The organism is Caulobacter sp. DWR3-1-2 (assembly GCF_049896225.1).
Taxonomy (GTDB): Bacteria; Pseudomonadota; Alphaproteobacteria; order Caulobacterales; family Caulobacteraceae; genus Caulobacter.
In genome coordinates this window covers 61,124-83,770 of the sequence record NZ_JAFCTW010000001.1, presented here as the reverse complement: position 1 = coordinate 83,770, position 22,647 = coordinate 61,124, and the positions used below count along the sequence as shown (strand labels likewise).

21 protein-coding genes and 1 pseudogene are annotated in these 22,647 nt (G+C 67.2%); 11 read left to right on the top strand and 11 right to left on the bottom strand.

The genetic code is table 11. From position 1 onward, the window contains the following. Positions 1 to 107: 107 nt before the first annotated feature. The 4 genes from ACP696_RS00505 to ACP696_RS00490 form a co-directional block, all read right to left on the bottom strand. Positions 108 to 1,253, bottom strand: coding sequence for an acyl-CoA dehydrogenase family protein (locus ACP696_RS00505; RefSeq protein WP_426043358.1), 1,146 nt, complete (start codon positions 1,251 to 1,253; stop codon positions 108 to 110). Positions 1,254 to 1,273: 20 nt separating this feature from the next. Further along, a complete protein-coding gene (locus tag ACP696_RS00500) occupies positions 1,274 to 1,738 on the bottom strand; it encodes a hypothetical protein (RefSeq protein ID WP_426011742.1) in 465 nt (154 codons plus the stop codon). 23 nt (positions 1,739 to 1,761) lie between these two features. Beyond that, complete coding sequence (locus tag ACP696_RS00495) at positions 1,762 to 2,976, bottom strand: acyl-CoA dehydrogenase family protein (protein ID WP_426011743.1); 1,215 nt, start codon at positions 2,974 to 2,976, stop codon at positions 1,762 to 1,764. 132 nt (positions 2,977 to 3,108) lie between these two features. After that, positions 3,109 to 3,990: a nicotinate-nucleotide--dimethylbenzimidazole phosphoribosyltransferase gene (locus tag ACP696_RS00490; protein WP_426011744.1), complete on the bottom strand. Its 882-nt coding sequence runs from the start codon at positions 3,988 to 3,990 to the stop codon at positions 3,109 to 3,111. Between the two features lie 90 nt (positions 3,991 to 4,080). Here ACP696_RS00490 and ACP696_RS00485 point away from each other — a divergent pair, with 90 nt between their 5' ends. Beyond that, positions 4,081 to 4,308 (top strand): DUF1289 domain-containing protein, encoded by a 228-nt coding sequence (locus tag ACP696_RS00485; protein ID WP_426011844.1) that lies wholly within the window; start codon positions 4,081 to 4,083, stop codon positions 4,306 to 4,308. Positions 4,309 to 4,313: 5 nt separating this feature from the next. Here the strand turns inward: ACP696_RS00485 and ACP696_RS00480 are convergent, their stop codons facing one another. After that, positions 4,314 to 4,643, bottom strand: a complete 330-nt coding sequence (locus tag ACP696_RS00480) for a hypothetical protein (protein ID WP_426011745.1) — start codon at positions 4,641 to 4,643, stop codon at positions 4,314 to 4,316. Between the two features lie 274 nt (positions 4,644 to 4,917). On the opposite strand from ACP696_RS00480, the gene ACP696_RS00475 reads away from it, so the two are divergent. Next, the gene (locus ACP696_RS00475; protein WP_426011746.1) at positions 4,918 to 5,418 is read left to right on the top strand and encodes a TIGR02281 family clan AA aspartic protease; all 501 of its coding nucleotides are present in this window, start codon (positions 4,918 to 4,920) and stop codon (positions 5,416 to 5,418) included. A gap of 3 nt (positions 5,419 to 5,421) precedes the next feature. Here ACP696_RS00475 and dusA read toward each other — a convergent pair whose 3' ends face one another. Continuing rightward, positions 5,422 to 6,438, bottom strand: a complete 1,017-nt coding sequence (gene dusA, locus ACP696_RS00470; RefSeq protein WP_426011747.1) for a tRNA dihydrouridine(20/20a) synthase DusA — start codon at positions 6,436 to 6,438, stop codon at positions 5,422 to 5,424. Between the two features lie 126 nt (positions 6,439 to 6,564). Between dusA and ACP696_RS00465 the strand changes: the two genes are divergently transcribed. Next, positions 6,565 to 7,620, top strand: a complete 1,056-nt coding sequence (locus tag ACP696_RS00465; RefSeq protein ID WP_426011748.1) for a site-specific integrase — start codon at positions 6,565 to 6,567, stop codon at positions 7,618 to 7,620. Positions 7,621 to 7,728: 108 nt separating this feature from the next. Here the strand turns inward: ACP696_RS00465 and mnmH are convergent, their stop codons facing one another. Further along, the gene (mnmH, locus tag ACP696_RS00460) at positions 7,729 to 8,817 is read right to left on the bottom strand and encodes a tRNA 2-selenouridine(34) synthase MnmH (protein ID WP_426011749.1); all 1,089 of its coding nucleotides are present in this window, start codon (positions 8,815 to 8,817) and stop codon (positions 7,729 to 7,731) included. 159 nt (positions 8,818 to 8,976) lie between these two features. On the opposite strand from mnmH, the gene selD reads away from it, so the two are divergent. From selD to chrA, 3 genes are all read left to right on the top strand, one after another. Further along, on the top strand, positions 8,977 to 10,032 hold the full coding sequence (selD, locus tag ACP696_RS00455) for a selenide, water dikinase SelD (protein ID WP_426011750.1): 1,056 nt from the start codon (positions 8,977 to 8,979) through the stop codon (positions 10,030 to 10,032). Positions 10,033 to 10,324: 292 nt separating this feature from the next. After that, positions 10,325 to 10,639: a PadR family transcriptional regulator gene (locus ACP696_RS00450; RefSeq protein WP_426011751.1), complete on the top strand. Its 315-nt coding sequence runs from the start codon at positions 10,325 to 10,327 to the stop codon at positions 10,637 to 10,639. 16 nt (positions 10,640 to 10,655) lie between these two features. Then, positions 10,656 to 11,882, top strand: coding sequence for a chromate efflux transporter (chrA, locus tag ACP696_RS00445; RefSeq protein WP_426011752.1), 1,227 nt, complete (start codon positions 10,656 to 10,658; stop codon positions 11,880 to 11,882). A 36-nt stretch (positions 11,883 to 11,918) separates the two neighbouring features. On the opposite strand, the pseudogene ACP696_RS00440 reads toward chrA, so the two are convergent. After that, positions 11,919 to 12,957 (bottom strand): annotated as a pseudogene (locus tag ACP696_RS00440) (substrate-binding domain-containing protein). 253 nt (positions 12,958 to 13,210) lie between these two features. Here ACP696_RS00440 and ACP696_RS00435 point away from each other — a divergent pair. Next, a complete protein-coding gene (locus ACP696_RS00435; RefSeq protein ID WP_426011753.1) occupies positions 13,211 to 13,540 on the top strand; it encodes a YnfA family protein in 330 nt (109 codons plus the stop codon). A gap of 59 nt (positions 13,541 to 13,599) precedes the next feature. Here ACP696_RS00435 and ACP696_RS00430 read toward each other — a convergent pair whose 3' ends face one another. Further along, a complete protein-coding gene (locus tag ACP696_RS00430) occupies positions 13,600 to 15,075 on the bottom strand; it encodes a phosphoesterase (RefSeq protein WP_426011754.1) in 1,476 nt (491 codons plus the stop codon). A 104-nt stretch (positions 15,076 to 15,179) separates the two neighbouring features. Beyond that, positions 15,180 to 15,614, bottom strand: a complete 435-nt coding sequence (locus ACP696_RS00425) for a MerR family transcriptional regulator (RefSeq protein ID WP_426043357.1) — start codon at positions 15,612 to 15,614, stop codon at positions 15,180 to 15,182. Between the two features lie 74 nt (positions 15,615 to 15,688). Here ACP696_RS00425 and ACP696_RS00420 point away from each other — a divergent pair, with 74 nt between their 5' ends. Next, a complete protein-coding gene (locus tag ACP696_RS00420) occupies positions 15,689 to 16,333 on the top strand; it encodes a cation transporter (protein ID WP_426043356.1) in 645 nt (214 codons plus the stop codon). Here the strand turns inward: ACP696_RS00420 and ACP696_RS00415 are convergent. After that, the gene (locus ACP696_RS00415; RefSeq protein ID WP_426043355.1) at positions 16,285 to 16,758 is read right to left on the bottom strand and encodes a hypothetical protein; all 474 of its coding nucleotides are present in this window, start codon (positions 16,756 to 16,758) and stop codon (positions 16,285 to 16,287) included. The genes ACP696_RS00420 and ACP696_RS00415 overlap by 49 nt on opposite strands. A gap of 115 nt (positions 16,759 to 16,873) precedes the next feature. Between ACP696_RS00415 and ACP696_RS00410 the strand changes: the two genes are divergently transcribed. The 3 genes from ACP696_RS00410 to ACP696_RS00400 are packed head-to-tail and all read left to right on the top strand — an operon-like array spanning position 16,874 to position 22,572. Then, the gene (locus ACP696_RS00410; protein ID WP_426011758.1) at positions 16,874 to 18,169 is read left to right on the top strand and encodes a TolC family protein; all 1,296 of its coding nucleotides are present in this window, start codon (positions 16,874 to 16,876) and stop codon (positions 18,167 to 18,169) included. After that, positions 18,166 to 19,425: an efflux RND transporter periplasmic adaptor subunit gene (locus tag ACP696_RS00405; protein ID WP_426011759.1), complete on the top strand. Its 1,260-nt coding sequence runs from the start codon at positions 18,166 to 18,168 to the stop codon at positions 19,423 to 19,425. The genes ACP696_RS00410 and ACP696_RS00405 overlap by 4 nt, the downstream gene beginning before the upstream one ends. 9 nt (positions 19,426 to 19,434) lie before the next feature. Then, a complete protein-coding gene (locus ACP696_RS00400; protein WP_426043354.1) occupies positions 19,435 to 22,572 on the top strand; it encodes an efflux RND transporter permease subunit in 3,138 nt (1,045 codons plus the stop codon). Positions 22,573 to 22,647 lie beyond the last annotated feature (75 nt).

The window sequence follows — 22,647 nt, the reverse complement described above, 5'->3', positions numbered from 1 at the left end:
GGCGTTTTCCTTGTTCAAGCAAGGCCTTGCGTCGCAAAGAAAAACCGCCCGCGACGGCATGTCGCGGGCGGTTTCGGCTTCAATCGACAGTTGTCCGTGAACGGCGGTCAGGCCGCCTTGCCGAACGACAGTGATTCATAGCGCTTCAGGTGGTGATCGACCGAGCCGAACAGGCCCTCGATGATCGAGGCGCGCTTGAAATAGTGGCCGATGGCCAGCTCGTCGGTCATGCCCATGCCGCCGTGGATCTGGATGGCGTTCTGGCCGACGAACTTGCAGGCCCGGCCGATCCGGACCTTGGCGGCCGAGACGGCCTTGGCCCGCTCGTCGTCGCCTTCGTCCAGCTTGATGGTGGCCATATAGGTCATCGAAACGGCCTGCTCGACCTCGATGAACATGTCGACCATGCGGTGTTGAAGCACCTGGAAGTTGCTGATCGCGGTGCCGAACTGCTTGCGCTGCTTGGCGTAGTCCAGCGTACCCTCGTGCAGCTTGCGCAGCAGGCCCACGGCCTCGGCGCCGACAGCGGCCGTGGCCTCGTCCAGCACCTTGCTGACGAGCGGAAGGCCGTTACCCTCTTCACCGATCAAGGCGTCCGCGGGGATCGAGACATTCTCGAAGAACACTTCGGAGGCGCGGCCGCCGTCCACCGTCGGATAGTCGCGTGTGACGATGCCCGGCAGGGTCTTGTCGACCAGGAACACCGACACGCCGCCGGTGTCGCGCTGGCCGCCGCCGGTGCGGGCGGTGACCAACAGGTGGCTGGCGAATGGCGCGCCCACCACCACGGCCTTGTGGCCGTTCAGCACATAGCCCGCGCCGTCCTTCTTGGCCGTAGTCTTGAGGTCCTGCCAGGTGTAGCGCCCCTGCGGCTCGGCATAGGCGAAGGCAATGGTCGTCGTGCCGGCGATGATGCCTTCGATGACACTGGTCGCGCCGGCATATCCCGAGTGCTTCATGAAGCCGCCGCCGATCACCACCGTGCCCACATAGGGCTCGATGACCAGGGCTTTGCCGAACTCTTCCATGATGATCATGTTGTCGATGGCGCCCCCACCCAGGCCGCCCAGCTCTTCGCTGAACGAGGCGCCCAAGATGCCCAGTTCCTCGGCGAAGGCCTGCCAGTAGTCGGCGCGCCAGCCGCTCTCCGAGGCCACGATCTTGCGGCGGGTCTCGAAGTTGTACTTGTCCTGCAGGAAGCTCGCGACGGTGTCGCGGACCATCGACTGCTCTTCGGTGAAGTTGAAGTCCATCCCTGGGTTTCCTCTGAAGACTATTCGTCTACGATCTGTTCGTTTCTGAGCACCGCTTCCAGATGGTATTTCAGACCATCTGGCTCAACGGCTTCGACTATTAGGAAGACGTCGGCATCCTTAAACGGAAGGATCACGCGTCCAGGCGTCTTCGCCAGGAAGCCGATCCTCGGCGAGGGTTCCCCATTCGCGGAAAATTGGGTCGCCTCGAACCGCGACGGGCCCTGCTCATCGCCGAGATAGCGGACATCGCCGCGCCAACCGGCTTGAGCGCCCTCGCCTGAGCTCCAGAGAACATCTCCAGGGCGGCCGAGGAAGGTCACGAGCACCGGCGTTTGACCAGGGGCCAGCCGTGTATGGGTCACGACGCCAGGGCCGATCGCCCTCGCGGCGGCTTCCAGAACCTCGCCCCCAATGGCGTCGCGAGCCGCTCCGAACGGAGCGACCGCGATCATGGCGGCCAGGACCGGCCCATGCGGGTTCATCGACCTGTTCCGCGCCGGCCGCCTTAGAGTCCCAGCACCATCTTGGCGATGATGTTGCGTTGGATTTCGTTGGAGCCACCGTAGATCGACGTCTTGCGGACGTTGAAATAGGTCGGGGCGGCGCGATGAGCGAAGTCCGGGCCGATCGGATGGGCGTTGTCGCCGTCCTTCGGGAAGCCGCGGAAATAGGGCGCGCTGTAATGGCCGGCCGCTTCAAGCACCAGCTCGGTGATCCGTTGCTGAATCTCGGTCCCCTTGATCTTCAGCACCGAGGACTCCGGACCTGGGCCCTTGCCAGCCGCTTCACCGGCCAGGGTGCGCAACTCGGTATATTCCAGGGCCGTCAGGTCGATCTCCAGGTCGGCGACCTTGCGCTTGAACGCCGGGTCGGTCAGCAGTGGCAGGCCGTCATCGCCCAGTTCAGTCTGAGCCAACTGGCGAATTCGCTCGATGCCGCGCTTGGAGCGCGCCACGCCGGCAATGCCAGAACGCTCGTGGGCCAGCAGGAACTTGGCGCAGGTCCAGCCCTTGTTCTCGTCGAAAATGCGGTTTTCGACCGGCACCTTGACGTTCTCGAGCCAGACCTCGTTGACCTCGTGCTCGCCGCCCAGGGTAATGATCGGACGGACGGTCACGCCCGGCGACTTCATGTCGATCAGCAGGAACGAGATGCCCTCCTGGATCTTGGCCACCGGGTCGGTGCGGACAAGGCAGAAGATCCAGTCGCCGTGCTGGGCCAGGGTGGTCCAGGTCTTCTGGCCGTTGACCAGGTAGTATTCCTTGCCGTCGTCGCCAGTGAAACGCTCGGCCTTGGTCTTCAGGCTGGCCAGATCCGAACCCGCGCCCGGCTCCGAATAGCCTTGAGCCCACCAGATGTCGCCCGACAGGGTCGGCGGCAGAAAGCGTTCCTGCTGCTCGGGGGTGGCGAAGGTGTAGATCACCGGGCCGACCATGTTGATTCCGAACGGCAGGATCGGCACGCAGTCGGCGCGAGCGGTCTCTTCCGACCAGATGTATCGCTGCACCGAGGTCCAGCCCGGGCCGCCGAATTTTTCCGGCCAGGCCGGGGCGACCCAGCCTTTCTTGGCCAGGATGCGGTGCCACGAGAGAAAATCGTCTTTGGCCATCTCTTCGCCCTCCTCCTGCTTCTCGCGCAGGCCAGCGGGGTAGTTCTCGGCGATGAACGCCCGGACTTCGTCGCGGAAGGCGACGTCTTCAGGCGAGAAATCGAGGTTCATGGCGGGCTCCCGGGAAATCGGCCTCTCAAGGGGCCGTCTTGACTGTCGGGAGTCACAATAGGGTTCGAACGCGCGTTTGGAAAGATGACCTTAGCGTCAACGTAAACAACGATCAGTTTTGAGCGGAAATGGCTACCGGACCTCGCAGGCCAGCCGCACCAAGGCCAGGGCGGTGACACCGCCGACCCCCTCCTCCTCGACGATGTCCAGGTCGATCAGGGGCCGCTTGTCCAAGACCTGGAGCAGCCGCGCATGGCCCTTTGCCGTCCCGACGTGGGCGGCCTGGCAGTGGGCGATCAACGCCGGATCGATCATATGCAACACGGCGGCCGCGGCGCAGGCGGCGTAACCATCGAGCAGAACCGGAATCTTCTGCACCCGGGCCGCCAGGATCGCGCCGACCAGGGCGGCGGTCTCGCGTCCACCGAGCTGACGCAGGACTTGCAGAGGATCGGACAGATCGTCCTCAGCGGCGGCGCGGGCCACGGCGGCGGCCACCGGCTCGGGCGCCTCGGTCCAGTCGGCGGCGTCTCCGCCGAACAGGGCCAAGGCGATAGTCGCGGCGGTACGCACGGTCTCGGCGGCGATGACGCCTGGGATCAGCAGATCTGGCTGCTTGGCCAGGGCCTCCATACCGAACGCCATCGTCGCGGCGCACTCCTTCTCGCTCATCGAGGCTTTTGAGGCCGCATCTGGCGTCGGACGATCGACGGCCAGGTCGAAGGCTTCCAGTCCCGCCCCCTGAGCGCCAGCGATACGGCATACATTGGCCCCGCCCGAGGCCACGGCCTCCAGGCGAGCTCGGGCGTAACCCCTCGGCCCCACGCCCTGAACCGCGCCGGCATACAGGGCGACCACGGGACGCAGCACGACAGGCGGCGTCTTGCCGGTCCAGGCCGTCAGCCAGGTCGAGAGCTCGGCCAGGCGATCGCCGCCGGGGGGAGCGCAGGCGATTGGCGCGGACGGCGCGTCGGCCGCCAGCTTGCGGATGTCGTCGAATGGAGAAGTGGTCATGGGCGCGGACTTAAGCCAGCCCGCGCCCGATGCAAGGGCGTTCGCCGGGTCGCCTCTTGCGCCGACCGGCAGGAGGGGCGAACTTTGACCATGACCTTGGCCGCTCCATCCTCTCCACCCCGCCCCATCGCGACACCCTGCGTGAAGGTGTGCGCGGTGGACGGGCGGACCGGGGTCTGCCTGGGATGCAGACGAACCCTTCCGGAGATCGCCGGGTGGGCGCGCCTGAGCGACGAGGAGCGGGCGGCGATCATGACCGCCCTGCCCCTGCGCCCTGACCCCGTGGCCAGCCTGACGGCCGACCTGGGTTCGCCTTGAACGTCCTAGTTCGCGGCGGAGGCGTTGAGCCAGGCCGAGCAGGCGCCCGAGCGTTCAGCCAGCAATTTTTCCTTCTTGGAGCCTTGGGCCTTGTCGCCTTCCTTCTGGGCGGCGGTGATCTTGTTGCCGGCCGAGACGCGAACCGGCAGTTCGCGAGCGCTGCCTTCCTGCTTCAGGAAGGTGTCGATGTTGCTGGTGTCCAACTTGCCGAGCCCTTCCGACGCGGCCAGGCCGCGGCAGCGAGCGGCTTGCAGGAATTCATAGTTGCTGGTTCCGGCCTGGGCGGCGCCCGCCAGAGCGGAAACGACGACGGTCGCGACGATGATCTTATGCATGGCGGTGTTCCTCGATAAACATTTACTTGCCGCGAGGCATTTGCCGCGAATTGCGCAAGAACTTAAGTTAAATCGAAGTCATATTGCACATTACCTAAGTGTAATCTCACACAACAACAGTATTACGGTTTTTTAACTTGCAGTAAGATTATTGTTTAATTAACTACAATGGGTCGCGTATCTGTCGATTCACGGGTTGAAAACCCATTCGCGACTATTCTCCCCTCAACGGCCGTAGAAACGGTCAGCAAGCCTGTATGGCGGGGTGACTTCGATGCTCAAGTTCGTGACCATCGCGATCGTAGGCGCGCTCTCTGCGGTCGGGGCGGCGAAAGCCGTCGTATCGCTGGATGATCTGCGCCAGCCGGACCTGCGCGGCTCGGCCCCTGCTACCGCCTCCATCGACGACGGCGCGGCCCAGATCGTCAAGGGTCCAGACGGCCACTTCTGGGCCGAGGCCAAGGTCGATGGCCGCGCTATTCGCTTCCTGATCGACACGGGCGCCACCACGGTCGCCCTGAGCCAGACCGACGCCCAGCGCCTGGGCATCGACGTCCGCAAGCTCGATTATCGTTACACGGTGATGACCGCGTCCGGCCAAGCCCGGGCCGCTTCGGTCAAGCTGGCCAGCGTGGCGGTGGCCGGCGCGCAGGTTCACGACGTCGACGCCATGGTCATCGAGCACGGCCTGGACACGTCGCTGCTGGGCATGAGCTATCTGGGCCGCCTCTCCAGTTTCCAAGCCACGCCGCGCGCGCTGGTCCTGCGGTCGTAGGGCTTAGCTCGCGATCCTCTCGGCGAAGCGCGCCTCGCGGGCGTCCATCGCCTGGCGGACAGCGGCCGCCGCCCGATCGACGACGTTCAGCCCCGCGTCGGGGCCGACCCCCTCGACCGTGAGTATCCGGCGCCAGGCCCGCGCGCCCGGCAGGCCGTGGAACAGACCCAGCATGTGCCGGCTCATGGCCGCCAAATGCACGCCCGTCGCCAATTGCTTGGCCATATAAGGTTTGTAAAGCTCGACGGCCTCGAAGGCGTCGATAACTCGCCCTTCGCCGAACACCCGCCGGTCGACCTGACCCAACAGGCCCGGCTCGTGATAGGCCGCGCGGCCCAGCATCACCCCGTCCACGAGCTCAAGCTGCGCCAATGCAACATCCACATCGGGGACCCCGCCATTGATGATGATCGTGAGGTCCGGGCGCTGGGCCTTCAGGCGATGGACCAATGGATAGTCCAAAGGCGGTACGTCGCGGTTTTCCTTGGGTGACAGCCCCTTCAACCAGGCTTTGCGAGCATGGACCACGAAGGTCGAAACGCCAGCCTTCGCCGACAAATCGACAAGTTCGAACAGGCTCTGTTCCGGATCCTGGTCATCGACGCCGATCCGACACTTGACCGTCACCGGCACGGACACCGCCGCCGCCATCGCCGCCATGCAGTCGGCCACCAGCGCCGGCTCGCGCATCAGGCAAGCGCCGAACCGGCCACTCTGCACGCGGTCAGATGGGCAGCCTACATTCAAATTGATCTCGTCATAGCCGAAGTCCTCGCCAATCTTGGCCGCGGCCGCCAGGTCGGCGGGGTCGGAACCACCCAACTGCAGGGCCACCGGATGCTGGCCATCGTCGAAGCCGAGGAGCTTTTCGCGATCGCCGTTCAGCACGGCGCCGCTGGTGACCATTTCCGAATAGAGCAGCATCCGGCGAGACAGCACGCGATGCAACGACCGACAGTGACGGTCGCTCCAGTCCATCATAGGCGCACAAGAGAATCTATGTGATTGAAATTGCTGCATTTTTAACGTACATTCAAAGAGTTAGATAGGCGGCGTGTACACCTAAAATACGCTGAAACACGCCACTTTTCGCCACGGTACGACGCCTCACTGTACACAGGGAGTACACGAAAATTGGCCACGTTCGTGAAGCTCCCGTCCGGGTCCTGGCGCGCCGTTGTCCGCCGCAAGGGGCGCTATATAAGCGAGACCTTCCACCGGCGCGAGGACGCGCGGCGTTGGGCCACGGCGGCCGAGAGCACCATCGATCGGGGCGGCAAGCCCAAGTCCACCCGTATCGCGGACAAGCGGACCCTGGTTGACCTGATCGATCTGCATATCGAAGACCTCAAGTCGGTCGGCAAGAAGATCGGTCGAACCAAGCTCGACATGCTTAAGATGTTGAAGGCCGATCCGGTCGGGAAGTCGAAGTTCGCCGAACTGGACCGCCTTCCGCTCATCGCTTTTGGCAAGCGCCGCGCCAAGGGCGGCGCGGGTCCCGTGACGGTGGGCATGTATATCGGCACGATCAAGACCGTCCTGATCAGCGTCGCTGCGCTACATGACATTGAGACCAAGCCCGACCAGGTGGATGTGGCGCGTGTCGCCCTCACCCACCTCGGCCTGATCGGCAAGAGCAACGAGCGTGATCGACGTCCCACCGACGAGGAACTCGAGCGGCTGTTCCTCTACTTCGACACCATGAACCGCCTGAGCTTGCCGATGTCGCGGATCATGAAGTTCGCCATCGCCACAGCCATGCGCCAAGACGAGATCTGTCGCATCGTTTGGGACGACTATCTGGCCCGCACAAAGATGCTGATCATTCGGGACCGAAAGGACCCTCGAAACAAGGCCGGCAACGACCAGAGGATCCCACTCCTGGCCGCGTCTGGTTTCGACGCGGTGGCCTTGATCGAGGTGCAGCGCGAGCTTCGGCGCAACGCCGAACAACGCATCTTCCCGTATAACGGCAAGTCGATCAGCGCCGCCTTCACACGGGCCTGCGCCAAGCTGGCGATCAACGACCTCCGCTTCCACGATCTCCGCCACGAGGGCACCAGCCGTTTGTTCGAGCTGGGCCTGCGCATCGAACAGGCCGCTCTGGTCAGCGGCCACAAGGATTGGAAGATGCTCAAGCGCTACACCCACCTCCGCCCGGAATCGATTCACGACGTCCTAGCTGGCAGAACGGCGGCCTGATCCCCACTCGACTGTCGCATCGCGGGCGGCGGTCTGACGACAGGCGAGCCTAGCGCTTCCGCAAGCCGACCTTGCCGTATCCGCCGGCGATAACCCGCCATTGTGGTCTCAGGTCTCTCCGGCGACGCGCGAACACACGCGGGCGGTGATGATCTCGAGAATCCTGGCCGCAGCCCGGTCCAGCGCGGCAGGATCCAGCCGATCGAGAGCGAGGCTGGCTAAGATTGCGTGTTGGGACTTTCGACGCTCTTGCGCATAGGCCAGATCATAATGGGCGGCCATCAAGGCTTCGGCGAGATCCGCCAGGGCTCCCGCCTCGACCATCTCGCGCCAAGCCGCGAGCCGCTTCTGGCTGGGATGGATCGGCAGGCGCTCGAGGATCGCCAACAGCGCCTCGCGCTGGTGGCCGATATCGCCATAGGCCTCGACCAGGTAGCGCGCCCGTTCCGGCAGGGGCGCGGTGACCTCGATCCGCGGCGCCCGGCGCATCGCCTCCCATAGCATCGGCGGCACGACGCGGTTGCCGATCTTGCTGGACTCGGCCTCCACGACCACCGGCCGCGCTGGATCGAGCCCGTCGAGCGCCGCGATCAGTTGGCTCTCGAACAGCTTCTGACCCGGTTGCGGCTGGCCGGCCACCGCCCCGAACAGCGAGCCGCGATGACAGGCCAGGCCTTCCAAGTCGATGGTCTGCACGCCAAGGCGGGCCAGATCGTTGAGGATCGCCGTCTTGGCCGAGCCGGTGTCACCGTCCAGCAGGACCAGGTCCAGATCGCAGGGCGCGTCATAGAGTCTGGCCTGCACCCAGCGACGATAGGTCTTGTAGCCGCCCTCCAGCACCGCCGTCCGCCAGCCAACCCGCTGAAGGATGGTGGCCATGGCGTTGGACCGCTGCCCACCGCGCCAGCAATAGACCAGGGGTTTGAAGTCCTCGGGTCGGTCGGCGAGACTGGTCTCCAGGTGATGGGCGATGTTGCGCGCCACATGGGCCGCGCCGATCCGGTTGGCGCGCAGCCGCGATTTTTGGACGTAGATCGTTCCGACCTCTGCGCGCTGGGCGTCGTCGAGCACCGGCAGGTTGATCGCCCCGGGCAGATGGTCCTGGGCGAACTCGCCGGGACTGCGCACATCGATGATCTGGTCATAGGCCGCGAGCGCGGCGGGATCGGCGGATTTCAGGACCTGAAGCGGCTTCATGTCCGCCTGAGGGTCCGCCACGGGTCGATCATCATCCTGTCGGGTCTCGTCATCATCGCTTTTCTCAGCGGCGACTATGCGCGACGCGCCGGGGAATCGTAAGGTCCCCGCGAGAAGACTCGCCCGGATCGTGGTGGCGATGTTGCAGGAGCCGTCCGCTTGCCCGATCCCGTTCGACTGACCTCCCTGGCCCACGGCGGCGGCTGCGGCTGCAAGCTGTCGCCCGCCGTGCTGCGCGAGATTCTGGCCCAATCGCCGGCCGCCGGCCTGTTTCCCAACCTGATGGTGGGAACCGAAACCTCGGACGACGCCGCGGTCTGGCGGCTGAACGACCAGCAGGCCCTGGTCGCCACCACCGACTTCTTCATGCCCGTCGTCGACGATCCCCATGACTTTGGGCGCATCGCCGCGACCAACGCGCTATCGGACGTCTATGCGATGGGGGCGACGCCGATCTTCGCCCTGGCAATCGTCGGCATGCCCATCGACAAGCTGCCGTTGGAGACCATCGGCGCGATCCTGGCCGGCGGGGCCTCGGTCTGCGCGGCGGCCGGCGTACCGATCGCCGGCGGCCACTCCATCGACAGCGTCGAGCCGATCTACGGCCTGGTCGCCCTGGGTCTGGTCCATCCCGACCGCGTGCTGTCCAACCGCGGCGCGCGGGCCGGCGACGTTCTGATCCTGACCAAGGCCTTGGGCGTCGGCGTGCTGAGCGCGGCGTTCAAGCAGCAGCGCCTGTCGGCCGAGGGCTACGCGGCCCTGATCGCCACCACCACCCAGTTGAACACCGTCGGCTCGGTGCTGGGGGAGATCGCCGGGGTCCATGCCGTTACCGATGTGACCGGGTTTGGCCTGCTGGGCCATCTACTCGAGATGTGCCGCGGCGCTGGGCTCGCCGCCGAACTCGACGCCGACGCGCCGGTCCTGCTTCCCGAGGTCGCGGCCCTGGCCCAGGCGGGGGTCCGCACAGGAGCCGCCGTTCGCAACTGGGCCAGCTATGGCGCGGCAGTCCAGATTCCCCCCGCCGCGCCGGACTGGCGGCGGGATTTGCTCGCCGATCCGCAGACTAGCGGCGGCCTGCTGATCGCGGTCGCCCCCGAGGACGCCGACGCCGTTCTACGCACGGTCGTGGACGCGGGTTTCAACGCCGCCAGGGTGGTCGGGCGGATGACGGCTGGACCGCCGGAGGTGAGGGTCGACGCCTTCCTCACCTGAGGGGGCCGAAACCCCGCCCTCGCCTTTTCTTGTCCCTATCCTCTCCCTTGGTGCATCCCGGCAGCAGCAGGGCCGCGCCGGCGGCGAGACCGACGGTGGCAGCGAAGGCGGCGCGGCGGGACGGCGAACGAGTTGGGGAAGGTGTGGCTGGTCTCATCGCGCGCTTGTCCTGTAAGGTGCGCGAGGGGGCTCGAACGGCTTGAACAAGCCGTGACAAGGGTCTCGACCGCGCCTATTACGGCCCTCGTTATCGATATCCGATTTCGTGGATCTGTCAACGGAATGACCTTGCGTGCTGGAACACCACGATCTCCTCGCCGGCCTGATCCGGCTGCACGTCTTGCATCACGCCGCCGACGGCGAGATCTACGGGCAATGGATGATCGAGGAGCTTGGCCACCACGGCTACAAGCTCAGCCCCGGCACGCTCTACCCGATGCTGCACGGCATGGAACGCAAGGGCTACCTGGCCTCGCGCAAGGAACAGATCGGCAAGACCTTCCGGCGGCTCTATCGGGCCACGCCCTTGGGCTTGGAGGCGCTCGCCATCGCCAAGCTGCGCGTGCGCGAACTGGTGCGCGAGGTCCACGACCAGGCCCCGGCCTGACGGCGGAAGGCCGGGCATGACGACGGCGGAGCCCGTGGCGTCGCCCGCGCCGCGACGATCGGCCTTCGAGGTCCTGGCGGTGTCGCTGGGCCTGGGCCTGACCTCGTTCGGCGGACCGATCGCCCACCTGGCCTATTTCGAACGCGCCTATGTCCAGCGCCGCCAATGGCTGTCGGCCGACGAGTATGCGGGCCTGGTGGCGCTGTGCCAGATGTTGCCCGGCCCGGCCAGCAGCCAGGTCGGCGCCCTGATCAGCCTAAAGCGGGCCGGCTGGCTGGGCGCCCTGGCCGCCTGGATCGGCTTCACCCTGCCCTCGGCCCTGGCGCTCTACCTGTTCGCCCTGGTCGCCCCCGCCCTGAAGGATCCGCTGACGCTGGCGGGATTGCATGGCCTCAAGCTCGTGGCTGTCGCTGTCGTCGCCCAGGCGGTGTGGAGCATGGCCCGCAAGCTCTGCCCGGACCTGCCGCGCGCCGGCCTGGCCCTGGTCGCCGCCGCCCTTCTGCTGGTGGTCGGCGGCGCGGCGCTGCAACTGGTCGCCCTGGCGCTGGGAGCCATCGGCGGCGTGATCCTCTGCCGCGGTGTGGACCTGCCGCCGTCGCCGCCGGCCCTGCCCGTGCGCCGGCGCGTCGGCGTCGCCGCCTTCGCGGTCTTCATCGCGCTGCTCGTCGGCCTGCCCTGGCTGGGCAGCCTCGCCCCGGGTTCGACGACGGACCTGATGGGGGTGTTCTATCGCGCCGGCGCCCTGGTGTTCGGCGGCGGCCACGTGGTCCTGCCGCTGCTGCACGACAGCCTCGTTCCGCAAGGCTGGCTGAGCGAGGACAGGTTCCTGGCCGGCTATGGCGCGACCCAGGCCGTCCCGGGCCCGCTGTTCACCTTCGCCACCTATCTCGGCGCGGCGGCCGGGTCCCCGCACGGCGCCATGACGACCGCCCTCTGGGCCCTGGTCGCCACCGTCTTCATCTTCCTCCCGGGCATGCTGCTCGTACTGGCGGGCGTGCCGCTGTGGAGCTGGACCAGCCGACACCCGGCGGCCAAGGGAGGATTGGCCGGGGTCAACGCCGCCGTGGTCGGCGTGCTGGCGGCGGCGCTCTATGACCCCATCTGGACGAGCGCCATCCGCGACGGACGCGACGTCGCCATCGCGGCGACCGGGTTCCTGCTCCTGGAGCGCTGGAAGGCGCCGCCGCTGGCCGTCGTGATCTTGTGCGTCGCCGGCGCCATGCTCATCAAGATGACGACCTAGCCGGCCGGCGAGAGACCCATCGCACCAACCTGCCCGTCACTCCTTGGGCGCGGCCATCGGCCGGGCCGAAACGGCCGCGGCCCTCACTGCCTGATGTTGCGCTGGTGGAAGCGGCACCAGTCCGCGCTGCTGGAGGTATCCGCCGCGCCCCACCGCCGAATCCGACACGAACTCGGCGATGAAGGCTTCAATCCGGGCGTATCGCCGAGATTGGCCGTCTTGACGTAGATGTAGAGGGCCCGCGACAGCGGATAGCTGCCGTTGGTGATCGTCTGCGGGGTCGGCTTGACGCCGTTGATGCTAGCCGCCTTGATCAGATGGTCGTTCTGAGCCAGGAACGAGTAGCCAAAGACGCCCAGCACGCCAGGGCGGCGCTCGATGGTCTCGACGATGTCGTTGTCGTTTTCGCCGGCGTCGGTCCAGGCTCCGTCCGGCCGGGGCGGATCGACCTTGGCCCGGAAAGCGGCCGGATCCTTCGCCCGTAGCGCCTGCCCGGCCGGCAGCTTCCCTGCCCCCGCCTCGATGGCCAGTTCGACGAAGGCGTCGCGCGTCCCTGAGCCGGGCGGCGGTCCATAGACGCGGATCGGCGCGCCGGCAGGCTTGGCGACACCTCCTTCCAGGTCTGGAAGGGATTGGCGACGAACTGGCCGCCGCGAAGGCTGTTGGCGGCCAGGCCAAGATAGAGTTGCTCGACGGTGAAGCCATAGTCCGGGGCCTTGTCGTCAACCGCGACCACCACGCCGTCGAAACCGATCTTCAGCTTGACGACGCCGGTGACCCCGTTGGCGTTGCAGGCTTCGAACTCCGCCTTCTTCATCGGTCGCGACGCGTTGGCGATGTCGGGGAAGCGCTCGCCCGTTCCGCCGCAGAACGACTTGAAGCCGCCGCCGGTGCCGGTGCTCTCGATCTTGGCGATCTTGCCGCCGGTCTTGCGCGTGGTGTTCTCGGCGACGCGGAGCGCGAACGGATGGACTGTCGACGAGCCCGTCGCCCAGACGAAGTCTCGCGCGGCCTGGGCGCTCGAAGCGCCGGAGAGCAGCGCCACGCCCGCAACGACACCGATCAGACTCTTCATGGCTATCTTCCCTTGCGATGCGCCGCACTGCGGCGGCTTCCTCATCTTCGAGACCTGCCCTAAGGGCGTGCTTCATCAGAATCGAAGTTCGATATCGAATGTCGATTTCAATAGCAGCGGCATGTGTCAGAGATGCGAAGCTGAAGTTGGGCGTTGCGCCGCGCCGGCCTGCTCGCGGGAATTTGATCACGTGATCGCCAAGAGCCTCACCGGCGGGCTAAACGGTCCGACGACGCGTCGGATAGGATCGCCAATGACCAAGACCGCCTTCCTCTACATCGCCGCCGCCGTGGCCGAGATCGCCGGCTGCTTCAGCTTCTGGGCTTGGCTGCGGGAGGGGAAGTCGATCTGGTGGCTGGCGCCGGGCATGGCGTGCCTGGCCCTGTTCGCCTGGCTGCTGACCCAGGTCGACAGCAGCGCCGCGGGCCGCGCCTACGCCGCCTATGGCGGGGTCTATATCTGCGCGTCCCTGGCCTGGCTGTGGTCAGTGGAAGGCCTGCGTCCGGATCGCTGGGACGCGATCGGAGCGCTGATCTGCCTGGTCGGCGCCGGCGTCATCCTGCTGGGGCCGCGCGGCGCGTGAAGCAATTGCGCGGCTGGTCGCGCCTAGAGTTTGGTTATGAACACCGGATTGGAATAGAATCAGAGGTCGGCCCAGGGGTCTTCGCCAGCGACGTCCGCGACCGGCTCCAACTCATCGGTGCTGGTTCCGCGGACCCGCAGGTACAGGCTGGCGTCGAGGCGCGGCAGGGTGTGGGTCACGACGATATATTCCCCATCCCGCACCCAGGTCTCTGGCGTGAACCGCTGCTCGACGCGTGTGGTCGGGTTGGTGTCGGCTGAACGGTCCGCCGCCGGCCCGGTGACCCGGCCCACGATCAGGTCGATGCGCCTGACCTCGGGCCGCCGGCCGGCATGGTTGGCGCCGGCTGGATCGCGCACACGGATCTTGACCTCGACCGCTTCACCGGGCTTGCCGCGGACTTCGCCGCCAATCATCGCCTCGTGGCCGCCGATCGTCCTCACCGTCAAGTCAAGCTCGGAGATCAGGTCGCCGGTCGTGACGAACACGCGGCCGCCGCGAAGACCCTCCAGGATGTCGGCGTGATCGCGCGTCGCGAGCACATAGGTCTTCGAGTATTCGCCTGGCCAGAAATCATCGCCGCCGTCGCGCCAGTTGTGGTGGGAATCCGAGGTGGAGGTGATCCAACAGCCACGCCCCTCGCCCAACATCGCGTCCCAGAACCCGCCCAGTCGGGCGGTCATCTGATCGAAACCGCCAAGCGTCGGGGATTTGCCGTAGCCACCCCTGACGCCTAGCCGATTGCTGGACCCGTCAGCGCGAAGGGCGGACGCCTGGTGCCCCGGCGCGCCCTCCATGCCGATGGCGACATTGGGCGCCGTGTCGTTCCAGTTTCGAAACTCCTGGGGCGTGTAGGCGCCCCAGGCGCCGACGCCGGTGGCCGAACGAGACGGGTGGTTGGCGATGACGATCGGCGGCGACTTCAGCGCCTTCATGTGCGTCAAGGCGTCGATCATCCTTGGCTCGGTGTCCCGGGAGGGATCGCGCGGCCAGGTATCCCGCTTGGAGAAGCCATGCTCGATGCCGTGGAGCGCCTCGCGCTCGTCACGCGTGTTGGGCACGATGAGGCTGCTGTGATCGCCGGCCGGGGTGTCAAATTCCATGCCGTAGAACTGCAAGACCTCCGGCACCAGCAGGCGCGAGCGCATCAGCTCAGGATAGGCCAGATCATGATCGATCTTGGAATGGTTGGGGCCGCCGTGATCGGTCGAGACCATCCAGGCCAGACCGTGGGTCTTGGCCATCTCGGCGTTTGTCGGGATGGGATAGCGACCATCAGCGCCGAGCACCGAGGTCGGCGGCTGGGCTGGATCGGCGGCGTTCTCGGTGTAGTCGGCGCTGAACTGGCTATGGATGTGGTGATCGCCCGCCAGCCAGCGTCGCTCGCCCGACGCCGGCGTCGCGATCGACGCCGAAGGATGCGCGCGATGGACGGCAGGGGGCGAACGGCGATGCCCCGGCTGGTGGCCAAAGGCGGGGGCGGCGATCATCGCGATGCCTACCGCAGCCGAGCTCACCTTCAACCAGTTCTTCAAGGGATGTCTCCGAGGTCAGGAAAAAGCAGCGATGGAATCGCGATCAACGTCGAGCGGTCGGCGGCCGATACCCCCATTGGATGACAAGTCGTCGGGCGGCGCGACTAGGCCATCCCCGCGGGTTCGCCGAGACTTTCGAGGACATGACATTCGGCGACCGGACCCAGGCAACCCGCATGGGCGAGACAGTAGAGTTCCTGCCTCAGCGTCTGCAGCTGGGCGATCTTCTCATCGACGGCGGCGAGTTGTTGCGCCGCCAGCTGGTTGGCCTGTTCACAGGAGCGATCGGGATGGTCGGAAAGCTCAAGCAGCGAACGGATCGCTTCCACGGGAAAGCCCAGTTGGCGCGCGTGCCGGATGAAGGTGAGCCGTCGAACGGCGTCGGCGTCGTACTGCCGCCGGGCGCTCGATGTCCGCGACGGTTCGGGCAGCAGACCGATCTGCTCGTAGAAGCGGATGGTCGGGACCTTGACCCCCGTGAGGGCGGAGAGTTGGCCGATCGCGCGCGGCGCATCCGGCGAGGATCTGAGATTTTCCATCGTGGGCGCATGATAGCCCCTTGCTCCTCTAGTCACTAGAGGAAGCTGAGTGTCCTCCTGATTCAAGGGACGCCATGACCGTAGAGACCGACACCAAACCCTGCGCGACCAGTTGCTGCGGCCAGTCCGTCGTCTTCGATGGCGCCTCGCCCGCCTATCGCCGCATCCTGACGGCGGTAATCGCCATCAACGCGGCGGCCTTCATCGCGGTCGCGCTCGGCAGCCTGTCGCAGGAGTCCGCGGCCCTGGCGGCCAACGCCCTGGACTTCCTGGCCGATAGCGCCACCTACGCCATCAGCCTCTGGGTCATCGGCCGGTCGACGCGAACCCGCGCCGGCGCCGCGCTGCTCAAGGGCGCCAGCCTCGCCGTCGTCGCTGTCGCGGTCCTGAGCTTCGCGATCTGGCGGGCGATGACCGGCGCGCCGCCGCAGGGCAATGTCATCACTGGCCTTGGCGTCCTGGGCTTTCTGGCCAACCTCCTGGCCGCCCTGCTGCTGGTGCGGTTTCGCGATGGCGACGCCAATGTGCGATCCGTCTGGCTCTGCACCCGCAACGACCTGATCGAAAGCCTTGCCGTGGTTGTCGCGGGAGGGTTGGTCTGGTTGACCGGATCGCGCTGGCCCGATCTGATCACCGGTGTCTTCCTGGCTGGGGTCTTCCTGCAATCGGCCTATGTCATCGTGCGCCAGTCGCAGGCTGAACTCAGGGCCGCGGCGTGAGGCGCCCACCGGGCTCGCGGAGGATCGACCACGCGAATGCGACCTTGCGCGTCTTGCATCAGGAACGCTCCGGGCGCATCACCGTCGGCATGGGCTTGGCGCTGTTTCGGCAAACGAGCGGGTGGGTCGCCATGCTGTGCGCGGCGATCGCGCTGTCGCTCGCCGGTCAGACGGCGGCGCAGGCCTTCGAGATGGCCGACCACGCCGGACATCATGCGACCCAGGCCGCCGGCGATGTCGGGGATGACCATCACCATTGCGACGACCCGGCGATCGACGATCCCGCCAGCCCCGCCGATCCCGCTGGCGAGCCGCATCAGCACCACGTGGATCACCACGCCGTTGGCCTGGGCGTTGATCTGGCCATGCCCCTCGCGGCCCCCGCCCACCGCCAGAGCGTCGCGCCGGCGCGGAGCGTTCATCATGCGGGCCTGGCCGGTTGCGGCCTGAAGCGTCCGCCAAAGGCCTGATCCAGACCTCGACCTGTCTGTAGCCGCGCCGGCCGTTCGGCCGCGCTGATCCCTGCCTTGGAGATTTCCCATGCCCCCGACCTCGCCGGGCCGCGCGCCCGCGCGTCGCCTCGCGGCCTACGCGCGCGCGCTCATCATGAGCACGGCCCTGATCGTCGCCACGCCCGCCTTCACCCAAACGTCGTCCGCGCCTCTGTCGCTGGACGAGGCGCTGCGGCGAACCCTTTCGGCCGACCCGTCGCTGGCCGGCGTCAAGGCCCGCCTCGACGCCTCGAAAGCCAATGTCCGCCAGGCCAATGTCCGGCCCAATCCCAGCCTTGGAATGGAGGTCGAGAACTTCACCGGCAGCGGGCCGTTCTCGACGTTGGGCCGCACCGAAGCCACGCTGTCCTACCAGCAGACCTATGAGCGTGGCGGCAAGCGCCAAGCGCGCACCGCCCTGGCGCAGCGCGAGATCGGCCTGGTGGAAGCCCGTGCCCAGGTCCGGCGCCTCGACCTGGCCAAGGCCGTGCAACTGGCCTTCGTCGATGTCCTGGCCGCGCAGGCCGAGGTCGCCGTGGCTGAAGAGCGCCTGGCCGTGGCCCTGCGCGCCGAGCGGGAAGTCAGCCGCCGCGTGGCCGGCGCGCGTGACCCGCTGTTCGCCGGGGCCCGCGCCGAGGCCGAACTGGCCCAGGCCAGGGTCAGCCTGGATCGGGCCCAGACCAACGGGCGCGACGCGCGCGCTGCCCTGGCCGCCTATTGGAGCGGCTCGGCCGAGTTCTCGGTCCCGGAAGACCTGTTCGAAGACACCCGCCGCCCAGAGGGCGCGACCGCCGCGGTCGATACGCCAGACCTGAAGCTGCTGGCCGTCGAGCAGGACGTCGCCGCCGCCCGCATCGCCGTCGAGCAGACCCGGGCCGTGCAGGACCCCACCGTCAGCCTCGGCGTCCGCCACCTTCAGGACGAAGGCGCGGTGGCCCTGGTGGTCGGCGCGAGCATCCCCTTGGGCCGCTACGACACCAACCGCGGTGCCATCGACCGGGCCCGTGCCGAACGGGCGGTGATCGCGGCCGATCTGGGCGCCTTCCAGATCGAACGCGAGCGCGAGATCGCCCGCCTGATCGCTCGCCGCGCGGCCGCCGCCGCCGAGGTCAAGCGGACCGACGCGGAGGTGCTGCCCAATGCCGAGCGCGCCGTGACCCTGGTTCGCGACGGCTTCAATCGCGGCGGCTTCAGCTATCTCGACGTCATCGCCGCCCAACGCGCCCTGATCGACGCCAGGACCCGCCGGGTCGAGATCCTCAAATCCTTCCATCAAGACGGGGCGGCCCTGGATCGCCTGACCGGCGCGCACGCGATGCTCGCCCGCACGGAGCTTCAACCATGAACCCGACCCTGACCCGCCGCCCCCTGTGGGCGCTGCTTCTCGGCACGGCCGCCCTGGGCCTGACCGCCTGCGGGGCCGGCGACAAGGCCGCCAAGCCCGATGACCATGGCGAGGCCGAAGCCGAGTTCGAGCGCGGCCCCCACAACGGCCGCCTGCTGCGCGACGGCGACTTCAGCCTGGAGGTGACGGTCTTCGAGACCGGCGTCGAGCCGGAGTTCCGCTTCTATCCCTACCGCAAGGACAAGCCGATCGATCCGCGACAGGTGACCGTTGAGGTGGCCCTGACCAGGCTTGGCGGCCAAGTGGATCGCTTCACCTTCAATCCGCGGGAAGACTATCTGCGCGGCGCGGGCGTGGTGGCCGAGCCGCACTCGTTCGACGTGGCGGTCAGCGCCGGCGAGGGCGGTAGGACGCACGCCTGGCGCTATGCCTCCTATGAGGGCCGCACGACCATGACCGCCCAGGCCGCCCAGGCCGGCGGCGTCAAGATCGAGACGGCCGGCCCCATGGCGATCGGCGAGACCGTGACGCTCAACGGTCGGATCGAAGTAACGCCGGAAGGCAAGGGCGAGGTCCGCGCCTGGTATCCCGGCCGGATCATGAGTCTGCGCGGCGAGTTGGGCCAGATGGTCCGCAAGGGCCAGATCGTGGCCCGCGTCGAGTCGTCTGAGAGCCTGCAGACCTATTCGATCCCGGCCCCGATCTCGGGCCAGATCATCGAGAAGAACAGCAATGTCGGCGACGTGGCCCATGACCGGCCGATCTTCGTGATCGCCGATCCGACCAAGCTTCACGCCGAGCTGTTCGTCTATCCGCGCGACTCCGAGCGGGTCCGGGTCGGCCAGAGCGTCGAGGTGCGCAGCCTGTCGGGGACCGACCGCATCCTGGCCACGGTGGAGTCGATCCTGCCCTCGGCCGACATGGCCAGCCAAACCCAGCTGGCCCACGTCCATCTGCCCGATGGGGCCGGCCCCGCCTGGCGGCCGGGCCTGGGCGTCGAGGGCGCCGTCACCGTCGGCTCGCGACCGGCGGCCCTGGCGGTGCGGACCAAGGCCATCCAGCGCTTCCGGGACTTCGAGGTAGTGTTCGCCAAGGTCGGCGACACCTACGAGGTGCGGATGCTGGAGCTTGGCGTCCGCACGCCCGAATGGACGCAAGTCCTGGGCGGCCTGGAGCCTGGAACCCAGTACGTCACCGACGGCGCCTTCCTCATTCGCGCGGACATCGAGAAGTCCGGCGCGAGCCACGATCATTAGGGGCGCGTCATGCTGAACCGCATCATCGCCGCCTCGATCGTCCATCGCTGGGCGGTCATGGCTTTCGTCGTCGTACTGGCGGGCTTGGGGATCTGGAGTTTCCAGCGCCTGCCGATCGACGCCACCCCCGACATCACCAACGTCCAAGTCCAGATCAACACCGAGGCCGCAGGCTACTCGCCGCTCGAATCCGAACAACGGGTCACCTTCCCGGTCGAGACGGTCATCGCCGGGGTTCCGGGCCTGGAATACACCCGCTCGATCTCGCGCTATGGCCTCAGCCAGGTCACCGCCGTGTTCCGCGACGGGACCGACATCTACTTCGCCCGCCAGCTGATCAACGAGCGCCTGCAGACCGTTCGCGGCCAGCTGCCCAAGGGCGTCGAACCCGAGCTTGGCCCGATCGCCACGGGGCTGGGCGAGATCTTCATGTACACGGTCGAGGCCAGCCCGGGGGCCCGCAAGCCCGGTGGCGAGGCCTACAGCCCCGAGGACCTGCGCACCCTGCAGGACTGGGTGGTCCGGCCACAGCTGCGCAACACGCCGGGCGTCACCGAGGTCAACACCATCGGCGGCTATGTCCGCCAGTACCATGTCACCCCCTGGCCGCAGCGGCTGGCGGCCTATGGCGTGACGATGGACGAGGTGATCGCCGCACTTGAGAACAACAACGCCAATGTCGGCGCCGGCTATGTCGAGCGCTACGGCGAACAATATCTGGTCCGCACGCAGGGCCAGGCCGCCGGCATCGCGGACCTAAATCGCATCGTGGTCGCCAATCGCGGCGGCGCGCCGATCCGCATCGCCGATGTCGCCGACGTGGTGATGGGCGAGGAACTGCGCACCGGCGCGGCCACCGAGAACGGCCGCGAGGTCGTGCTGGGCACGGTGATGATGCTGGTCGGCGAGAACAGCCGCACGGTGTCGCGCGCCGTGGCCGCCAAGCTGGAGGTCGCCGCCAAGGCCCTGCCGGCCGGGGTCACCGCCAAGCCGATCTACGACCGCACCGACCTCGTCGATCGCACCATCGCCACGGTCGAGACCAACCTGGTCGAAGGCGCCCTGCTGGTGATCGTCGTGCTGTTCCTGCTGCTCGGAAACATCCGCGCCGCCCTGATCACCGCAGCGGTCATCCCGCTGGCCATGCTGATGACCATCACCGGCATGGTGCAGACCAAAACCTCGGGCAATCTGATGAGCCTGGGGGCGCTGGACTTTGGCCTGATCGTCGACGGCGCGGTGATCATCGTCGAAAACTGCCTGCGGCGGTTTGGCATGGCCCAGCACCAGCTGGGCCGGCTGCTGTCGCGGCAGGAGCGCTTCGACCTGGCCGCCGAGGCCACCGGCGAGGTGATCAAGCCGTCGCTGTTTGGCGTGCTGATCATCACCCTGGTCTATGTGCCGATCTTCGCCCTGACCGGGGTCGAGGGAAAGATGTTCCACCCGATGGCGATCACCGTCGTCATTGCACTGACCTCGGCCCTGCTGCTGTCCCTGACCTTCGTCCCCGCCGCCGTCGCGCTGTTCGTGACCGGCAGGGTCGAGGAGAAGGAGAGCAAGCTGATGGGCCTGGCCCGGCGCGCCTATGAGCCAGCCCTGGCCACGGCCTTGCGGTTCAAGACCGCCTTCGTGGCCGGGGCGATCGTCCTGGTGCTGATCGCCGGCCTGGCCGCCTCGCGCATGGGCTCGGAGTTCATTCCCAGTCTCGACGAAGGCGACATCGCCCTGCACGCCCTGCGCATTCCTGGGACCAGCCTGACCCAGGCGGTGAAGATGCAGACGGCTTTGGAGGCGCGGATCAAGCAATTCCCCGAGGTCGACAAGGTCGTGGCCAAGATGGGCACCGCCGAGGTGGCCACCGATCCGATGCCGCCCAGCGTCGCCGACACCTTCGTGCTGCTGAAGGATCGCAAGGACTGGCCCGATCCGCGCAAGCCCAAGGCCCAGCTGGTCGCCGAACTGCAGGAGGCCGTCGAGACCGTGCCGGGTAATAATTACGAGTTCACCCAGCCGATCCAGATGCGCTTCAACGAGCTGATCTCCGGGGTGCGCTCGGACGTGGCGATCAATGTCTATGGCGACGACCTCGACGTCCTGCTGCAAACCGGCAAGGCCATCGAGGAGGTGGTCGGCAAAATCGAGGGCGCCCAGGACGTCAAGGTCGAGCAGACCACCGGCTTGCCGGTGCTGCAGATCACCCCCGACCGCGACGCCCTGGCGCGGTTTGGCCTCAACATCGCCGATGTCCAGGACGTGGTCTCCGCCTCGATCGGCGGCGCGACCGCGGGCCAGATCTTCGAGGGTGACCGGCGCTTCGACATCGTCGTGCGCCTGCCGGAGGTGCTGCGACGAGACGTCGACGAGATCGGTCGGCTGCAGATCCCCCTGCCCGCTTCCGACGGCGCGCGGGGCTTCGTGCCCCTGGCCGACGTCGCCAAGGTCGAGGTGGTGATCGGTCCCAACCAGATCGGCCGCAGCGATGGCAAGCGCAAGGTCGTGGTCACGGCCAATATCCGCGGCCGCGACCTCGGCTCGTTCGTCACCGCCCTGCGGAAGGCGGTCGATGATCGAGTCGAGGTTCCGACCGGCTATTGGGTCGACTATGGCGGCACCTTCGAGCAACTGACCTCGGCCGCGCGCCGCCTGCAACTGGTCGTGCCGGCCGCCCTGTTGGTGATCTTCGGCTTGCTGTTCCTGCTCTTTCGCTCCTGGAAGGACGCCGGGGTGGTGTTCTCCGGCGTGCCCCTGGCCCTGACCGGCGGGGTCGCGGCCTTGATGATGCGGGGTCTGCCGCTGTCGATCTCGGCGGCGGTCGGGTTCATCGCCTTGTCGGGCGTCGCGGTGCTGAACGGCGTGGTGATGGTCACCTTCATTCGGAGCCTGCTCGACGAAGGCCGAAATCTCGAGGACGCGATCCGCGAAGGCGCCCTTGGGCGTCTTCGCCCCGTGCTGATGACCGCCCTGGTCGCCAGCCTCGGCTTCGTGCCGATGGCGTTCAATGTCGGGGCCGGCTCGGAGGTGCAGCGTCCGCTGGCCACCGTGGTGATCGGCGGCATCGTCTCCTCGACGATCCTGACCCTGCTGGTGCTGCCGGCGCTCTATGCCCTGGCCTCTCGGCGGCGCAAGCCCGGGGAGGTCGCGGCCTGATCCTCCTGAGGAGCGCTCCCGCCCGCCGGCCCCTGGCCGAACGGCGGGAGCGTCTCCATCTTCGGCAGTAGGGAT